Below are 14,747 nucleotides of genomic sequence, written 5' to 3' on the forward strand. Positions count from 1 at the left end.
GCCGCTTCGCGCAACACTCAGTCGGCGTGCCAGTCGCCGTCGCTGCCCTTGCTGTATTTCTTCTTCACCGCCGCCCACGCCACCTTGTGCGCGACTTCCTCGCGCGACTCGCCGCCGCGGCGTTCGTCCTTGTTGGCGTACTCGTGCCAGGCGCTGTTGAAGGCCTCCTTGTAGATCTCCTGCGCGTGCTTTGGCACGTGGTCACGCACGCTATCGGGCAGTTCGCTGATCGTTCGGTACGGCATGGCAATGCTCCGAATTCAACACGCGCACCAGCGTGCGGCTTCGGCAGTCCAGCGAACGTCAATTCCGTGTTCGCATCGCGCGAATGCCCGCCGGTCAATCCGGCACGAACAGTCGCTGGGCATCGGCATAACTGAAGTCCGCCGTCAAACCATCGAAGCGGCCGCTCTCAAGCATCACGCGCACGGCCCGGTCCACCGCTCCCAGCGCCAGCGTGGCCAGCCGGGTCGCGGTGCTGACGCGGGCCACGCCAAGCCGGGCCAGCTCGGCCAGATCAGGCATGCCCGCACCGGCGGCCACATTGATCGGTGCGTCCAACGCCTGTGCCAGCGCCGCCAGGATCGCCCGGTCGCCCAGGCCGATCGGATAGATGCAGTCGGCACCCGCGGCCAGATAGGCCTTGCCGCGCTGCACGGCATCGTCAAGGCGACCCGCCGGATCGATGGCCTCAGGCTGCAGCCAGTGATCGACGCGGGCGTTGATCACGATCGGCACGCCACTGGCGTCGGCCGCCTCGCGGGCGGCGCGCACCCGCGCGACGGCCTCGGCGACGGGACGCAGTGGCCCATGTCCGGCTGCGCCATCCTCGATATTGATGCCCACCGCACCGGCAGCGATAACCGCCTGCACGGTGCCGGCCACTGCCTGCGGCGTGTCGCCATAGCCGGTCTCGATATCCACCGTCAGCGGCAACTCGACCACGCGCGTCATCCGCGCGATCGCCGCCAGCACCTCCGCCAGCGGCGCCTGTTCGCCGTCGGCATGGCCCAGCGACCAGGCCATGCCGCCACTGGTGGTGGCGATCGCGGCGAAGCCGCGCTGCGCGAACAGTCGTGCGCTGCCGGCATCCCAGGCGTTGGGCAGCAGCAACACCGGGTTGCCGCCGTGGCGACCGCGCCCATGCATCGCGCGGAAGGCGCGCGCCCGATCAACCTGAATCTGGTGTTCCATCGGCGTTGTCCGTGGCGAAATCCGGGATCAGCGCCAGAGCTTACCCGGCACTGGCCGCGCGTGGTGACCCAGCTTAGAGTCAGCCAAGGCAACCCTCGCGCATCGCGCTGGAGGACACCATGACCATCCGCCGGCTGGTGCTGTTGTTCGACGGTACCTGGAACAAGCCCGAGTCCAACACCAATGTGGAACGGCTGCGCCGGCTGATCGCACCCGCCGACGCCGCCGGCCATATGCAGCTGGTGAACTACATTCCCGGCGTGGGGGTGACACGCGGCCTGACCCATCTGCTGGGTGGTGCGTTCGGCTATGGACTTTCCGGCAACGTGATCGACGGCTATCGCTGGCTGTGCGAGCACTGGCAGCCCGGCGACCAGCTCTACCTGTTCGGTTTCAGCCGTGGTGCCTATACCGCGCGCAGCCTCGGCGGCCTGATCCGCAAATGTGGCCTGCTCCGCTGCGGCAACGACGAGAGCGTGGCGAAGGCCGACGTTGCCGCCGCCTACGATTTCTATCGCGACGCCGCCAGCAAGCCGGACGATCCGCTGGCGGTGGAGTTTCGCGCCGATCATTCGGTCGAGATCGACGTCCACTTCATCGGTGTGTGGGACACCGTCGGCTCGCTTGGCATCCCCGATACCGCCTCGTGGTTTCCCTATGCCCGCGCCCGCTACCAGTTCCACGACACCGAACTGAGCAAGATCGTCAAATACGCTTACCAGGCACTGGCGCTGGACGAGCACCGCGGCGACTTCGCGCCGACCGTGTGGACGCGCAATCCATTCACAGTGAAGCCCGGCGAGTCGCTGACCACCAAGAAGAACGAACAGATCGAGATCGAGCAGCGCTGGTTCATCGGTTCGCACGCGGATGTCGGTGGCGGAAATGACCGCGACGGCGCCGGCCGCCAACCCGATCCGCTGCCCGACCTGCCGCTGGCCTGGCTGCAGCGCAAGGCCATCGATGCCGGCCTGGCCTGCAACCGCTTGCTGATTCCCGCCGCCGATGCGAACACCGGCGTACCGCGCAATTCCTACCGGGAATTCATGAGCGGCCTGTACAAGGAATTCAAATCGCCGATCGACCGCCTGCTCGGCACCGGTGTCAACGAGAAGGTCGACGATTCGGTCTGGCAACGCTGGCTCGCCGATGGCAGTTACCGCTCGCCGTCGCTGGTACGCGCGCTGGCCAACGCCACCGTGCTGATGTCAGCCGAAGCGGTGGCGCCGCACGCGGGTACGCCGGTGGCCTGACGCGTTCAACGCGGCTCGACGATCTCGGCCGCCATCACCGCAGCCGCATCGGCCCCGCTCACCGGCAGCCGCGCGCGGGTCACCCCGTGATACCAGCCCCACGCCAGCGCACCGACCAGGGTCAGCAAGGACGCTCCCAGCGCCAGGTGCAGCATGCTCACCGAAAACAGCGGCGACATCACGCCAGCGACGAATCCGCACAGCAGCAGGCTGGCAAACGCCTGCACCGAAGAGATGCCGCCGCGATGGTGCGGAAAACGATCCAGCAGCAACAAGGTGAGGGTCGGGAACGCCAGCTGCACGCCGATGCCATGCAGGATCAGCGGCAGCATCGACCACGGCAACCGCGGCTGCGGAAACACCCACGCCAGCAGCAGGTGCAGCGCGCAGGCCAGCAGCATCGAGGCATAGCCCAGGCTCACAGTGCGCTTGGCGCTGCAGCGTTCGGCCATCCGCCCGGACAGCCAGGCACCGCCGATCAACCCGGTCACCACCGGCACGAGCAGCCACGGAAAACCCTGCGCGGAAAGATGCAGCAGCTCGCGCACGATGCGCGGTGCCGATGAAATGTAGAGAAACAATCCAGCGAAATTCACCGAACTGGAAACCAGCAGCGGCCAGAACGAGCGGTCCCGCGCGAACGCCATGTAACCGGCCAGCAACGGCCGCGGCGCGAAGCGCGAGCGTCGTTGCGGCGGATGGGTTTCCTCCAGCAGGAGGATCAACGATATCGCCAGCATCACGGTGAAGCCGGCCAGCAGCCAGAAGATGCCGTGCCAGCCGCCCAGCGGCAGCAGCAGCGCACCGATCATCGGCGCGACCACCGGGGCCACGCCGAAAATCATCATCACCTGCGACATCAATCGCTGCGCCGCCGGCCCTTCCAGGCTGTCGCGAATCACCGCCCGCCCCACCACCAGGCCGGCGCCGGCGCACATGCCCTGCAGAGCGCGGCAGGTCAGCAGCATGGCGAACGAGGTGGACGACGCCGCGCCGATCGAGGCCAGCGCATACACCAGCATGCCGCTGACGATCACCGGCTTGCGTCCGATCGCATCGGAGATCGCGCCGTGGAACAGGCTCATCACCGCATAGGTCAGCAGGTATACGCTGATCAACTGCTGCAGGGCGATGTCGTCGACCTGGAAGCGCGCACCGATCAGCGGAAACGCGGGAAACACCGCGTCGATCGAGAACGGGCCGATCATCGACAGCCCGGCCAGCAGCCACGGCAGGCTGCGTCGCACATTGTGCTGGGCTGGAGTCATGACGGGATACTGGTCGCGATGGGTTGCGAATTATAGGGGCGGCGCTTGACGGCGGGGCGGCCGGATCGACTAGGATGCGGCGTGGGAGATGGCATGCCTCCCGTTCCGGAACGCTGCGGCAAACCGGGACAAACCGCTTCTCGCGATCCCTGCGTTGAAGTTGATGATGCCTGCTCCCCCGGTTCCCGGCGGCGCAGGCATGCCTGCCACCGCGGCAACCGGACACATCCCTTGTCAGGAGACGCGCTCGTGGGTTTTACCGGATTCATGGCCATCGGCATCGGCGGCGCCATCGGCTGCTGGCTGCGCTGGGGACTGGGCGTCCTGCTCAATCCCCTGTTCCCCACCCTGCCGCTGGGCACTCTGGCGGCGAACCTCGCCGGGGGCCTGCTGATGGGCTGCGTGATGGGTCTGTTCGATCACTTCCAGACGCTGTCGCCGGCGCTGCGATTGTTCGTGTTCACCGGCTTCCTCGGCGGGCTCACCACCTTCTCCACCTTCTCGGCCGAGTCGGCCACCCTGCTGCTGCGTCAGCAATACCTGTGGTTCAGTGGCCACGTCGCCGCGCATGTGCTCGGCGCGCTGTCGATGACCGTGCTGGGCATCGCCCTCACCCGCAGCCTGCTGCGCCATTGATCGAGGAATGAGCATGAACCCGCCGAACGTGCAGCAGGGCGTGCAGCTGACTTTCTACTGCCATTCGCGCAGCAAGCACGACGGCATGCTGCTGTGGGAATGGCTGCTGGAACAGGCCAGGCAACGTGGCCTCGGCGGCGGCTCGGTGTTCCGCGCCATCGCCGGCTTCGGCCGGCATGGCGTGCTGCACGAGGAACAGTTCTTCGAACTGGCCGACGACCTGCCGATCAAGATCGAGTTCCTGCTGCGCGAAGATCAGGTCGAGAGCTTGCTGCAGCTGGTGCGCGAAGCCGCCGTCGACGCCAGGTATGCGCGCTGGCCGGCAAGCTTCGAAGTGCTCGGCAAGCATTGATCCGAACGACCCACTCGCCGCGAGGCAAGGCCATGAGCCAGGACGACTTGAAGCATCGCGCCAGCCAGCTGCTCGAGCAGGCCGGCATCCACATCGACGGCAGTGCACCGATTGACCTGCGCGTGCACGACGACCGCCTGTACCCGCGCGTGTTCGCGCACGGTTCGCTGGGCCTGGGCGAAGCCTACATGGAGGGCTGGTGGGACGCCGACGACCTGCCCGGCCTGTGCACGCGCCTGCTGACCGCCGGGCTGGACCAGGAACTGAAGACGCTGGACACCCTGCTCGCCCACCTCAAGGCGCGCTTCATCAACCTGCAGCGCGGTGAACGCGCCTTCGAGATCGGCAAGGCGCATTACGACCTGGGCAACGACTTGTTCCGCGCCATGCTGGGCAAGCATCTGGTGTACTCCTGCGGCTACTGGGCCAAGGCTGACAACCTCGACGATGCGCAGGCCGCCAAGCTCGACCTGGTCTGCCGCAAGCTGCAATTGAAAACCGGCCAGCGCGTGCTCGACATCGGCTGCGGCTGGGGCGAGGCGCTGAAATATGCGGCCGAACGCTACGGCGTCGAAGGCGTCGGCATCACCGTCTCGCAGGAACAGGCCGAGTACGCGCGCGAACTCTGCGCCGGCTTGCCAATCGAGATCCGCCTGCAGGATTACCGCGAAATCAACGACAAATTCGATGCCGTGTTTTCCATCGGCATGTTCGAGCATGTCGGCGGCAAGAACTACCGCACCTATTTCGAAACCGTGCGTCGCTGCCTGAAGGACGACGGCCTCTCGCTGCTGCATTGCATTGGCAGCAACAGCGCACCGGCGCAGACCGATCCATGGATCGAGAAATACATCTTCCCCAACTCGATGATTCCCGCCGCCAGCCAGGTCACCGCCGCGCTGGAAGACCTGTTCGTGGTCGAGGACTGGCACAACTTCGGCGCCGACTACGACCGCACGCTGACCGCCTGGCGCGCCAATGTCGAAGCGGCGTGGTCAACCCTGCCGGCAAGCTACGACGAACGCTTCCGGCGCATGTGGCGCTACTACCTGGCCGTCTCCGCCGCGGTGTTCCGCAGCCGCCGCGACCAGCTGTGGCAGATCACGCTGAGCCCGAACGGCATACCCGGCGGCTATCGCGTGCCGCGCTGAAGCCGCGCAGGCGGCCCGGCGCTTGCCGCAGCCCAGGCGTCGACGCATAGTCCGCACTGGTCCTGCACTTGGGGAGTACCGATGAAGCGCTGCATCGCCACCTTGCTGGCCAGCCTCGCGCTGGCCGTCTCCGCCGCCACGGCCACCGGTGCCACACCCGGCAGCGCCACGAACGGCGCCAGCTACTTCGACCACCGCGGCCACGACGACGTGCTCGGCGGCGGCGTGAAGATGATCCCGATCACCACGCCCAAAGGTACCTTCCACGTCTGGACCAAGCGCGTGGGCAACAATCCCAAGCTGAAGGTGTTGCTGCTGCACGGCGGCCCCGGCGCCACCCACGAATACTTCGAAGCGTTTGACAGCTACTTCCCCGGTGCCGGCATCGAGTACTACTACTACGACCAGCTCGGCTCGGCCTACAGCGACCAGCCCACCGCCGACAAGGGCGCGGATGATTCGCTGTGGACTATCGACCGCTACGTCGACGAAGTGGAACAGGTACGCGTGGCACTGCACCTGGACAAGAGCAATTTCTGCCTGCTCGGCCATTCGTGGGGCGGCGTGCTCGCCATCGAGTACGCGCTGAAATACCAGCAGAACCTGAAGTGCCTGGTCATTTCCAACATGGTCGATTCCATCCCGGCCTACAACGTCTACGCCAAGACCGTGCTGATGCCGGCGATGGATCAGCAGCAACTGGCCGAAGTGCAGCAACTGGAAGCCGAACACCGCACGAGCGACCCGCGCTACATGGCCATCCTCGGCCCCATGCACTACGAACAGCACGTGCTGCGCATGCCCCAGGCGCAATGGCCCGAACCCGTCACCCGTTCGTTTGGCCACATGAACGAACACATCTACACCCTGATGCAGGGCCCCAGCGAACTGGGCGCCAGCGGCCGCCTGCTGAACTGGGACCGCAGCAAGGACCTGCACCGCATCACCGTGCCCACCCTGGTCATCGGCGCGCAATACGACACGATGGACCCGAAGTACATGGCCGGCATGGCGAAGAAACTGCCGCACGGGCAGTTCCTGCTATGCCCCAAAGGAAGCCACATGGCGATGTATGACGACCAGCAAACCTACTTCCAGGGACTGATCGGCTTCCTGCGGAAAGTGGAAGCCGAGTGAGGCAAAGCATGAATCCCTGCACGGCGGGATCAGGTTGCGGAATCAGGTTGCGCAGGAGAAGCCAAGACATTGGTTTGCAATGCAACGGCCGAAAAATATGACGCCAGGAACTCGGGACAGGCTGCAGGATTTGACTACACCACGAAGGGCATTTTTAGTGGTATCACGAGCTCATTAATCGGCTTGGTTGGCGGCCTTCTAGCTGCCATGACTGCTGCCTCGCTCCCTCGATATGGAGATACTGACATGCCACTCGTATTCGTCAAATTCAAAGACGAAAAACCTGTCGATATCAACGCGGGACCGAATGACACCATCGTTGGAGTCGTAGCGATTGCCTACGCTCGACTATACCCGAGCAGCATCCCGCCGACGGATAAGGAACTTGAAGTAGTCCTTGATGGCAAGCCGATCAACAACCTCTCCGTTACTGTCGGTGATCTCAATCTTCAGACCGGCAAGATGCTTGTCGCAGAAATTCTTTCCGCAAGGACTCCCGACATCGACGATGGAAGTCTTGATGCGTTCAAGAAATTCTTGAGAATTTCCGCCGGAGAACTGGGAAATGGCGAGGTCGTATTTATCAGCGTCGCCTGTTTTGACAATAATCACGGCAAGGAGTCTATCGAGCGACAGCAATGCCCGCCACGCTTGCTCAGTTATTGCCTGGAGAACAAGATTGACTTGAACATCGTATTGGTCGATCCGGCATTTGCCGATCCTTCGCTAAAATATAGTCAAATTTACGATTATCCTGGGTGGCGGCTACTCTCGAATGAGGATCACGGAAAAATTCGTCAATACGCCTATACGCCTGCCGTTTCAGCCAGGGCTTGCGATGTCTGGTTGACGGTGTTTTCGGCACCTATTCCTGAATTCCGCATGGACCTGGGGGGCGGTGGAAAAATACTTGGTGGAATCATGATTCCTTCCGTGTTTGCCTCACTCGAAAATTCAACAACAGCCAGATCCTGCCTCATTTGCGGTTGTTTCGCGTTCGAACCATTGGACGCCAGTCAATATTTCACCATGGGGTCGAGGGAAGTCATTGAAGGCGCCGGATTTAGCTTCAATTCATAGCGCGAGGCAAGCAACGTGGTCAGGCTCAGTTACCAACCAAGAACAAGCAGACCTGACGCGTTCTGGCGGAGGTCTCTTACAGCCTCGTCAGGCGACACAGCAACCAGCGGTACATTCCGATGAGCCAAGAACAGCATCCACCATCGCTGCACGGTTCCTGCCACTGCGGCCTGGTGCGCCTCACGCTGCCGGCAGCACCCGACACGGCGACCAGTTGCAACTGTTCGCTATGCCGGCGCACAGGGGGAATATGGGCCTACTACGAACTTGGCTCGGTCTCCATCCAGGGCCATCCGGAGAATACGGAAAGCTACGTGTGGGGCGACCGAACGCTGAGGAATGTTCGGTGCAGGAACTGCGGTATCGTCACCCATTGGGAGCCCATTGAACCCGTACCCTCCGCTCGCCACGGAGTGAACCTGCGGAATTTCGAACCCGCGCTTCTGGAGTCGGTCGTCATCAGGCGCTTCGATGGTGCAGACACCTGGAAATTCCTGGATTGAGGGCTTGCCGTTGGGGTCGACCCCGTTTGGAAGCAAGGGACGGAGGAAGTGATCGACCCGCATTCTTGAACCGTCATCGTCCATGCCCCAGCAACTTCTTCCCAGCCCAGCCAACGGAAGCCGACCATGAACCAGCCAGCCCCGTCCTCCGACTACCTCCTGCTCTCCCGCGGCCAATGGGACAAGGACGCCTCGCCGGAACAGATCCAGGGCGCGATCGACCGGTTCTATGCGTGGTACGACCGGCTGGTCGGCGAAGGCAGGATCGGGCCCGGGCATCGGCTGGCGCGCGCGGGCAAGGTGGTGTCGCGGCAGGCGAGCACGGACGGCCCGTTTGCCGAGGCCAAGGAAGTGGTCGGTGGTTACTGGTTCATCCGCGCGGACAGCCTGGAGGAAGCGGCGCGCATCGCGGCGGAGAACCCGTGCCTGGCTTATGGCCTGGTCTGCGAGGTGCGGCCGCTCGACCTGGCGCGCGCCAGCGCGTATGCCTTGACCAACGAAACCCCGACCTGATCCTGTGCTGCCGGCGCGGAGTCGTCGCCCCGCTCTCCGGTACAGACACGCACGGTCCACTTGAACCGAAACACCACCCACTCTCCCGGGGAACCGAAATGGATAGCCCGAACAAGTATTGGTTTCCCGCCAAACGGTACGGCTGGGGTTGGGGTCTGCCGGTGCGGTGGCAGGGCTGGGTTTGCCTTGGCGTCTATGCGGCATGTGTGGCGCTCGTCCTGCGCTTCCTGCCGCCAGCGACCGATCCGCTGGTGTTCGCGATCAGTCAGGCGTTGCTTGCCCTCGGTCTGATCACCGTATGCTGGCTGAAGGGCGAACCACCGCGTTGGCGTTCGGGCGACTGACCGGCACGGGCCATCGCGGTCAAGCCGGAGTACCGGATTGAACTGCATTGCGCTTGCCGCAACACTGCCGGCATGAAACACCTGCTCGCCCGCATCTCGCTGTGCCTGTTTCTGCTGCTGCCCGCGGCCGTCATCGCCCATCCCGCGCTGTGGGTGGTGAAGGATGCCGACACCACGATCTACCTGTTCGGCACCGTGCATCTGATGCCGAAGGATGCCGGCTGGCATGACCCGGCGCTGGATCGGGCGCTGGCGGACAGCCAGACGCTCTACGTCGAGCTGACCGACGACAACCCGGCGAACATGGTCGCGCTGGTGCCGCGCTACGGGATGGATGCGACGCGCCCGTTGTCCAGCCAGCTCAGCCTGTCGCAGGCGCATCGACTGAGCCTGCTGGCGAACAGGCTCGGCGTGCCCGGCGGCATGCAGACGCTGAACGTGATGCGCCCGTGGCTGGCCGCGCTGACGCTGACGGTGACGCCGCTGCTGAAGGCCGGGCTCGACCCGGAGCATGGCGTGGACAAGCAGTTGAAGGCGCAGATGACTGCCACCGGCAAGAACGTGCTGGGACTGGAAACCGCCGAACAGCAGATCCGCTTCCTTGCCGACCTGCCCCGCGCGATCGAACTGGCGCTGCTGCGCTCGACCATGCGCGACGCGGACAAGGGTGCGTTCCGCCTCACCGAACTGATCGACGCCTGGAAGGCCGGCGACGTGGACACCATCGCCCGCCTCGGCAACGACGACATGCGCCAGCACGAGCCGAAGCTGTATCAGCTGCTGCTGGTACAACGCAACCAGGCCTGGGCGACCAAGGTCGCCGCGATGCTGCAGCAGCCGGGCACCGTTTTCATTGCCGTGGGCGCCGCCCACCTGGCCGGACCGGACAGCGTGCAGGCGCAGCTGAGGAAATTGGGGATCGAGGCTGTGCGGCAGTAGCCGGAGCGCGCGGAGAGCATCGCCCGCCAGCGGGCTCCTACAAGAAGCGGGCGCTTTCTGGCACCATCGACCGGTTATCCGCGCGCCGCGCACCACTTTCCAAGATCCAACCCATGAACCTGCAAGCCAATTACGAACAGATCCCGCTGAAGGAATACGCCGAGCGGGCCTATCTCGACTACTCGATGTACGTGGTGCTGGACCGTGCGCTGCCGTTCGTCGGCGACGGACTGAAGCCGGTGCAGCGGCGCATCATCTACGCGATGAGCGAGCTTGGCCTGAATGCCACCGCCAAGCCGAAGAAGTCCGCGCGCACCATCGGCGACGTGATCGGCAAGTTCCATCCGCATGGCGACAGCTCCAGCTACGAAGCGATGGTGCTGATGGCGCAATCGTTCTCGTACCGCTATCCGCTGGTCGAGGGCCAGGGCAATTTCGGCTCGCCGGACGACCCGAAGAGCTTCGCGGCGATGCGCTACACCGAGTCGAAACTCAGCCCGATCGCCGAGGCGCTGCTGGGCGAGCTGACCCAGGGCACGGTCGACTGGGTGCCGAACTTCGACGGCACGCTGGAAGAGCCGAGCTGGCTGCCGGCGCGCGTGCCGCATGTGCTGTTGAACGGTTCGATGGGCATTGCGGTGGGCATGGCCACCGACATCCCGCCGCACAACCTGCGCGAGCTGGCCACCGCGTGCATTCGCCTGCTGGATGAGCCGGACGCCACGGTTGCCGAGTTGTGCGAGCACGTGCTCGGCCCGGACTACCCGACCGAGGCGGAGATCATCACCCCGCGCGCCGACCTGCTGGCGATGTACCAGACCGGCGGCGGCTCGGTGCGTGCCCGCGCGGTGTACCAGCGCGAAGAGGGCAACATCGTGATCACCGCGCTGCCGCACCAGGTCAGCCCGTCGAAGATCCTCGAGCAGATCGCCGCGCAGATGCGCGCGAAGAAACTGCCGATGATCGAGGACCTGCGCGACGAATCCGATCACGAGAATCCGATCCGGCTGGTGATCGTGCCACGCTCCAACCGCGTCGACGCGGACGAGACCATGCAGCACCTGTTCGCCACCACCGACATGGAGAAGAGCTTCCGCGTCAACCTCAACATGATCGGCCTGGATGGCCGGCCGCAGGTGAAGGACCTCAAGCGCATCCTCACCGAGTGGCTGAGCTTCCGCACCAGCACCGTCACCCGGCGCCTGGAACATCGTCTGGGCAAGGTCGACCGCCGCCTGCATTTGCTGGAAGGCCTGCACACCGCTTACCTCAACCTCGATGAAGTGATCCGCATCGTGCGCAGCGAGGACGAGCCCAAGCCGGTGCTGATGGCGCGCTTCCGGCTCAGCGAGGAGCAGACCGACTACATCCTCGAAACCCGGCTGCGCCAGCTGGCCCGGCTGGAGGAAATGAAGATCAACGCCGAGCGCGATCAGCTCGAAGAGGAACGCGCACGCATCAACGTGCTGCTGAAATCGCCGGCCAAGCTGAAGACCCTGATCAAGGAAGAGCTGCGCGCGGATGCGGCCAAGTTCGGCGATGATCGCCGCTCGCCGCTGGTGCAGCGCGAAGTCGCCCAGGCACTGGACGAAAGTGCGCTGGTGGCCAGCGAACCGGTCACCGTGGTGCTCAGCCAGAAGGGCTGGGCCCGCGCGGCCAAGGGCCACGACATCGACGCCGACGGCCTGAACTACCGCGAGGGCGACGGCCTGCTCGCCGCGGTGAAGGCACGCACCACGCAGCAGATCGCCTTCATCGATTCCACCGGGCGCGCCTATTCCACGCCGGCACACACGCTGCCTTCGGCACGCGGCAATGGCGAGCCGCTCACCGGCCGCTTCAGCCCGCCCGCGGGGGCCAGCTTCGACGCACTGATCGCCGGCGACAACGACAACCGGCTGGTGCTCGCCAGCGACTTCGGCTACGGCTTCGTCACCCGGTTCGAGGCGCTGACCGGCCGCAACAAGGCCGGCAAGCAGATCATCTCGCTCAGCGACAAGGCGAAGGTGCTGGCGCCACAGCTCAGCGCCGACCCGGCGCGCGACCGCATCGTGGTGGTCACCACCGAAGGCCACCTGCTGATGTTCTCGGTGGCCGAACTGCCGGAACTCGACAAGGGCAAGGGCAACAAGCTGATCGAGATTCCGAAGAAGCAGCTGGCCGAAGGCGAACGCGTGGCCGGTGTGGCCGTGGTCAGCGAGGGCAAGGGCGAAGTCACGATGTACGCCGGGGCGCGCAAGCTGACCCTGAGGTGGTCCGACCTGGTCGAATACGGCGGCACCCGCGCCACCCGCGGCAACCTGCTGCCGCGCGGCCTGCGCCGGGTCGAGCGGATCGAGACCACCGGCTGAACCCATCGCGATGCATTCCATGCGTGATGGCTCCTCCTGCGCAGGGTGGACCATGCCCGCCGCTCCTGACCGCGACGCATCGTCGAAGAGTGGCGGACATGGCCCGCCCCATGCAGCCGATGATGTGGAGCGGCTTCAGGAACTTGTCGATGCCCGGCGGTTCCAAACGGGGATGTGCACGGCAACGCGGCCCCGCGCGTTGAACAGGTGACTACCCGGAGTTCGCATGACCATCCAACGCATCCTGCCTGCCCTGTTTGCCGTCGTGCTTGCCACCACGGCATGGGCGCAGACACCCGCCAAACCGCTCAACCTCAAGCTGGCACCTGCCGACGTTCCCGCGGCCAGCAGCACCGCGGCTCCGGCCAAGGCCAGCAGCGCACCGGGCATCTACTACGGTGATACCAGCGGACGCATGGGCCATACCGAAGTGGCCAGCGACGCCACAGCGGACTGCGACGATTACAGCTACAACCGGCCACAGGTACATGGCAGCGTCGGCGTGGGCGTGGTCGGCGGCAGCCATTTCAGCGGCAACTATCAAACCGGCACGGTCAACCTGAGCAAGGCCTTCGGCAGCTGCGACCACCCCGCTGGCGGCGTCAGCATCTCGATCGGCGCCGGCACCGGCAATTTCCACGGTCGCGACGGTCACTGAACCGGCCGGACATCCAGCGTTGCGGGCTTCGCTGCCGGTTTCATGCAAGAGCGCAGCCTTCGACACGACTGGCCGCGCAGCCAGGCCGGAAATGCGCTGAACCGCACAAACACGGCGTCCTGAAGTCGCCGTCTTTGGCATTGACGCCGCCTGCAAGGCAAACTGTGCGTCGGTCCAGACGATACGCGGTACGCGCAGATGCACGGCGAATACAAGATGCCCGGCGGCAAGCTGGTGGTGATCGACCTTGACCTGCATGGCGCGCGCCTGGCCAACGTGCAGCTCAGCGGCGACTTCTTCCTGGAGCCCGACGGCGCGCTGGACCTGATCGACCGCGCACTGGAGGGCCAGTCCGTCGACGCGACGGAAACGGAACTCGCCCTCGCCGTTGCCCGCTCGCTCGACAACGACGTGATGATGTACGGCATTTCGCCGGAGGCGATCGCGGTGGCGGTTCGCCGCGCCTTGCACACGGAGTCCGAAGCATGATGCGCACCGACTGGCGCGACCACGACTGGCAGCTGATCCACACCGCGCCGCAATCGCCCACCCTGCACATGGCGCTGGACGACGTATTGACCCACGAGGTCGGCGCCGGTCGGCGCCGACCGACCCTGCGGGTGTGGGAATGGGCGTCGCCGGCGGTGGTGATCGGCCGCTTCCAGTCGCTGCGCAACGAAGTGGATGGTGAAGCAGCGCAACGCCACGGCATCGAGGTGGTGCGCCGGGTCTCCGGCGGCGGCGCGATGTTCATCGAGCCGGGCAACACCATCACCTACTCGATCTACGCGCCGCAGTCGCTGGTCAAGGGGTTGTCGTTCCAGGAAGCTTATGCCTTCCTCGACGAATGGGTGCTGGCGGCGCTCGGTGAGCTGGGCATCAAGGCCTGGTACCAGCCACTCAACGACATCACCTCCACCGTCGGCAAGATCGCCGGCGCCGCCCAGGTGCACCGCGGCGGCGCGGTGCTGCACCATGTGACGATGGCCTACGACATCGATGCCACGAAGATGCTGCAGGTACTGCGGATCGGCCGCGAGAAACTGTCCGACAAGGGCACCCAGAGCGCAGCCAAGCGGGTCGACCCGCTGCGCAGCCAGACCGGTCTGCCGCGCGAGGCGGTGATCGAGCGCATGATCGCCACCTTCCGCCGCCTGCACGGCCTCGGCGACGACACGCTGCGCGCCGACGAACTGGCGCAGGCCGAAGCGCTGGCGCTGAGCAAATTCAGCAGCCCGGCCTGGATCGCCGACGTCGCCTGATCGCGCGTCGCCGGCGTTTTTTGCAGGCACCGTACCCCTCCCATTCGTCACTTGTCGACGCCTGCCGATCGCAGGAGGATCGAACTTCCGTTCGCGCTGACAAGGA

17 protein-coding genes are annotated in these 14,747 nt (G+C 65.0%); 14 read left to right on the plus strand and 3 right to left on the minus strand.

Annotation, left to right across the window (positions count from 1 at the left end):
- Window positions 1-17: 17 nt before the first annotated feature.
- Both chaB and ACQGNJ_RS12325 read right to left on the minus strand, forming a co-directional pair.
- Entirely contained in the window at window positions 18-245 is a 228-nt protein-coding gene (chaB, locus tag ACQGNJ_RS12320) for a putative cation transport regulator ChaB (RefSeq protein WP_426689538.1), read from the minus strand.
- A 94-nt stretch (window positions 246-339) separates the two neighbouring features.
- Window positions 340-1,194, minus strand: a complete 855-nt coding sequence (locus ACQGNJ_RS12325) for an isocitrate lyase/PEP mutase family protein (RefSeq protein ID WP_426689539.1) — start codon at window positions 1,192-1,194, stop codon at window positions 340-342.
- A 119-nt stretch (window positions 1,195-1,313) separates the two neighbouring features.
- Here ACQGNJ_RS12325 and ACQGNJ_RS12330 point away from each other — a divergent pair, with 119 nt between their 5' ends.
- Window positions 1,314-2,447: a DUF2235 domain-containing protein gene (locus ACQGNJ_RS12330; protein ID WP_426689540.1), complete on the plus strand. Its 1,134-nt coding sequence runs from the start codon at window positions 1,314-1,316 to the stop codon at window positions 2,445-2,447.
- Window positions 2,448-2,452: 5 nt separating this feature from the next.
- Here the strand turns inward: ACQGNJ_RS12330 and ACQGNJ_RS12335 are convergent, their stop codons facing one another.
- Window positions 2,453-3,715: a multidrug effflux MFS transporter gene (locus ACQGNJ_RS12335; protein WP_426689541.1), complete on the minus strand. Its 1,263-nt coding sequence runs from the start codon at window positions 3,713-3,715 to the stop codon at window positions 2,453-2,455.
- A gap of 249 nt (window positions 3,716-3,964) precedes the next feature.
- Here ACQGNJ_RS12335 and crcB point away from each other — a divergent pair, with 249 nt between their 5' ends.
- The 13 genes from crcB to ACQGNJ_RS12395 all read left to right on the plus strand — a co-directional run bounded on the left by crcB (window position 3,965) and on the right by ACQGNJ_RS12395 (window position 14,641).
- The gene (gene crcB / locus ACQGNJ_RS12340; RefSeq protein WP_426689542.1) at window positions 3,965-4,351 is read left to right on the plus strand and encodes a fluoride efflux transporter CrcB; all 387 of its coding nucleotides are present in this window, start codon (window positions 3,965-3,967) and stop codon (window positions 4,349-4,351) included.
- A gap of 13 nt (window positions 4,352-4,364) precedes the next feature.
- Window positions 4,365-4,703, plus strand: coding sequence for a DUF190 domain-containing protein (locus tag ACQGNJ_RS12345; protein WP_426689543.1), 339 nt, complete (start codon window positions 4,365-4,367; stop codon window positions 4,701-4,703).
- A 32-nt stretch (window positions 4,704-4,735) separates the two neighbouring features.
- A complete protein-coding gene (gene cfa / locus ACQGNJ_RS12350; protein WP_426689544.1) occupies window positions 4,736-5,854 on the plus strand; it encodes a cyclopropane fatty acyl phospholipid synthase in 1,119 nt (372 codons plus the stop codon).
- Window positions 5,855-5,935: 81 nt separating this feature from the next.
- Window positions 5,936-6,991 (plus strand): proline iminopeptidase-family hydrolase, encoded by a 1,056-nt coding sequence (locus tag ACQGNJ_RS12355; RefSeq protein WP_426689545.1) that lies wholly within the window; start codon window positions 5,936-5,938, stop codon window positions 6,989-6,991.
- Between the two features lie 246 nt (window positions 6,992-7,237).
- The gene (locus tag ACQGNJ_RS12360; RefSeq protein WP_426689546.1) at window positions 7,238-8,071 is read left to right on the plus strand and encodes a hypothetical protein; all 834 of its coding nucleotides are present in this window, start codon (window positions 7,238-7,240) and stop codon (window positions 8,069-8,071) included.
- 119 nt (window positions 8,072-8,190) lie between these two features.
- Window positions 8,191-8,574 (plus strand): GFA family protein, encoded by a 384-nt coding sequence (locus tag ACQGNJ_RS18240; RefSeq protein WP_483433121.1) that lies wholly within the window; start codon window positions 8,191-8,193, stop codon window positions 8,572-8,574.
- Window positions 8,575-8,700: 126 nt separating this feature from the next.
- Window positions 8,701-9,087 carry a YciI family protein gene (locus tag ACQGNJ_RS12365; protein ID WP_426689547.1) on the plus strand — a complete coding sequence of 129 codons (387 nt, stop codon included), beginning with the start codon at window positions 8,701-8,703 and terminating at the stop codon, window positions 9,085-9,087.
- 98 nt (window positions 9,088-9,185) lie between these two features.
- On the plus strand, window positions 9,186-9,431 hold the full coding sequence (locus tag ACQGNJ_RS12370; RefSeq protein WP_426689548.1) for a hypothetical protein: 246 nt from the start codon (window positions 9,186-9,188) through the stop codon (window positions 9,429-9,431).
- A 72-nt stretch (window positions 9,432-9,503) separates the two neighbouring features.
- Entirely contained in the window at window positions 9,504-10,370 is an 867-nt protein-coding gene (locus ACQGNJ_RS12375) for a TraB/GumN family protein (RefSeq protein WP_426689549.1), read from the plus strand.
- A 113-nt stretch (window positions 10,371-10,483) separates the two neighbouring features.
- On the plus strand, window positions 10,484-12,721 hold the full coding sequence (gene parC / locus ACQGNJ_RS12380; protein ID WP_426689550.1) for a DNA topoisomerase IV subunit A: 2,238 nt from the start codon (window positions 10,484-10,486) through the stop codon (window positions 12,719-12,721).
- Window positions 12,722-12,947: 226 nt separating this feature from the next.
- Window positions 12,948-13,379, plus strand: a complete 432-nt coding sequence (locus ACQGNJ_RS12385; protein ID WP_426689551.1) for a hypothetical protein — start codon at window positions 12,948-12,950, stop codon at window positions 13,377-13,379.
- A gap of 198 nt (window positions 13,380-13,577) precedes the next feature.
- Window positions 13,578-13,868: a lipoate-protein ligase small subunit gene (gene lplB / locus ACQGNJ_RS12390; protein ID WP_426689552.1), complete on the plus strand. Its 291-nt coding sequence runs from the start codon at window positions 13,578-13,580 to the stop codon at window positions 13,866-13,868.
- Window positions 13,865-14,641 (plus strand): lipoate--protein ligase family protein, encoded by a 777-nt coding sequence (locus ACQGNJ_RS12395; RefSeq protein ID WP_426689553.1) that lies wholly within the window; start codon window positions 13,865-13,867, stop codon window positions 14,639-14,641. The genes lplB and ACQGNJ_RS12395 overlap by 4 nt, the downstream gene beginning before the upstream one ends.
- Window positions 14,642-14,747 lie beyond the last annotated feature (106 nt).

It is taken from the genome of Rhodanobacter ginsengiterrae (assembly GCF_050026815.1).
GTDB lineage: Bacteria > Pseudomonadota > Gammaproteobacteria > Xanthomonadales > Rhodanobacteraceae > Rhodanobacter > Rhodanobacter ginsengiterrae.

Coding starts and splice junctions, on each gene's coding strand:
- parC (WP_426689550.1), top strand. CDS start 10,484: ATGAACCTGCAAGCCAATTACGAACAGATCCCGCTGAAGGAATACGCC.
- ACQGNJ_RS12385 (WP_426689551.1), top strand. CDS start 12,948: ATGACCATCCAACGCATCCTGCCTGCCCTGTTTGCCGTCGTGCTTGCC.
- ACQGNJ_RS12355 (WP_426689545.1), top strand. CDS start 5,936: ATGAAGCGCTGCATCGCCACCTTGCTGGCCAGCCTCGCGCTGGCCGTC.
- ACQGNJ_RS12345 (WP_426689543.1), top strand. CDS start 4,365: ATGAACCCGCCGAACGTGCAGCAGGGCGTGCAGCTGACTTTCTACTGC.
- ACQGNJ_RS12330 (WP_426689540.1), top strand. CDS start 1,314: ATGACCATCCGCCGGCTGGTGCTGTTGTTCGACGGTACCTGGAACAAG.
- ACQGNJ_RS12395 (WP_426689553.1), top strand. CDS start 13,865: ATGATGCGCACCGACTGGCGCGACCACGACTGGCAGCTGATCCACACC.
- ACQGNJ_RS12370 (WP_426689548.1), top strand. CDS start 9,186: ATGGATAGCCCGAACAAGTATTGGTTTCCCGCCAAACGGTACGGCTGG.
- ACQGNJ_RS12375 (WP_426689549.1), top strand. CDS start 9,504: ATGAAACACCTGCTCGCCCGCATCTCGCTGTGCCTGTTTCTGCTGCTG.
- ACQGNJ_RS12365 (WP_426689547.1), top strand. CDS start 8,701: ATGAACCAGCCAGCCCCGTCCTCCGACTACCTCCTGCTCTCCCGCGGC.
- ACQGNJ_RS12325 (WP_426689539.1), bottom strand. CDS start 1,194: ATGGAACACCAGATTCAGGTTGATCGGGCGCGCGCCTTCCGCGCGATG.
- lplB (WP_426689552.1), top strand. CDS start 13,578: ATGCACGGCGAATACAAGATGCCCGGCGGCAAGCTGGTGGTGATCGAC.
- ACQGNJ_RS12360 (WP_426689546.1), top strand. CDS start 7,238: ATGCCACTCGTATTCGTCAAATTCAAAGACGAAAAACCTGTCGATATC.
- cfa (WP_426689544.1), top strand. CDS start 4,736: ATGAGCCAGGACGACTTGAAGCATCGCGCCAGCCAGCTGCTCGAGCAG.
- ACQGNJ_RS18240 (WP_483433121.1), top strand. CDS start 8,191: ATGAGCCAAGAACAGCATCCACCATCGCTGCACGGTTCCTGCCACTGC.
- chaB (WP_426689538.1), bottom strand. CDS start 245: ATGCCGTACCGAACGATCAGCGAACTGCCCGATAGCGTGCGTGACCAC.
- ACQGNJ_RS12335 (WP_426689541.1), bottom strand. CDS start 3,715: ATGACTCCAGCCCAGCACAATGTGCGACGCAGCCTGCCGTGGCTGCTG.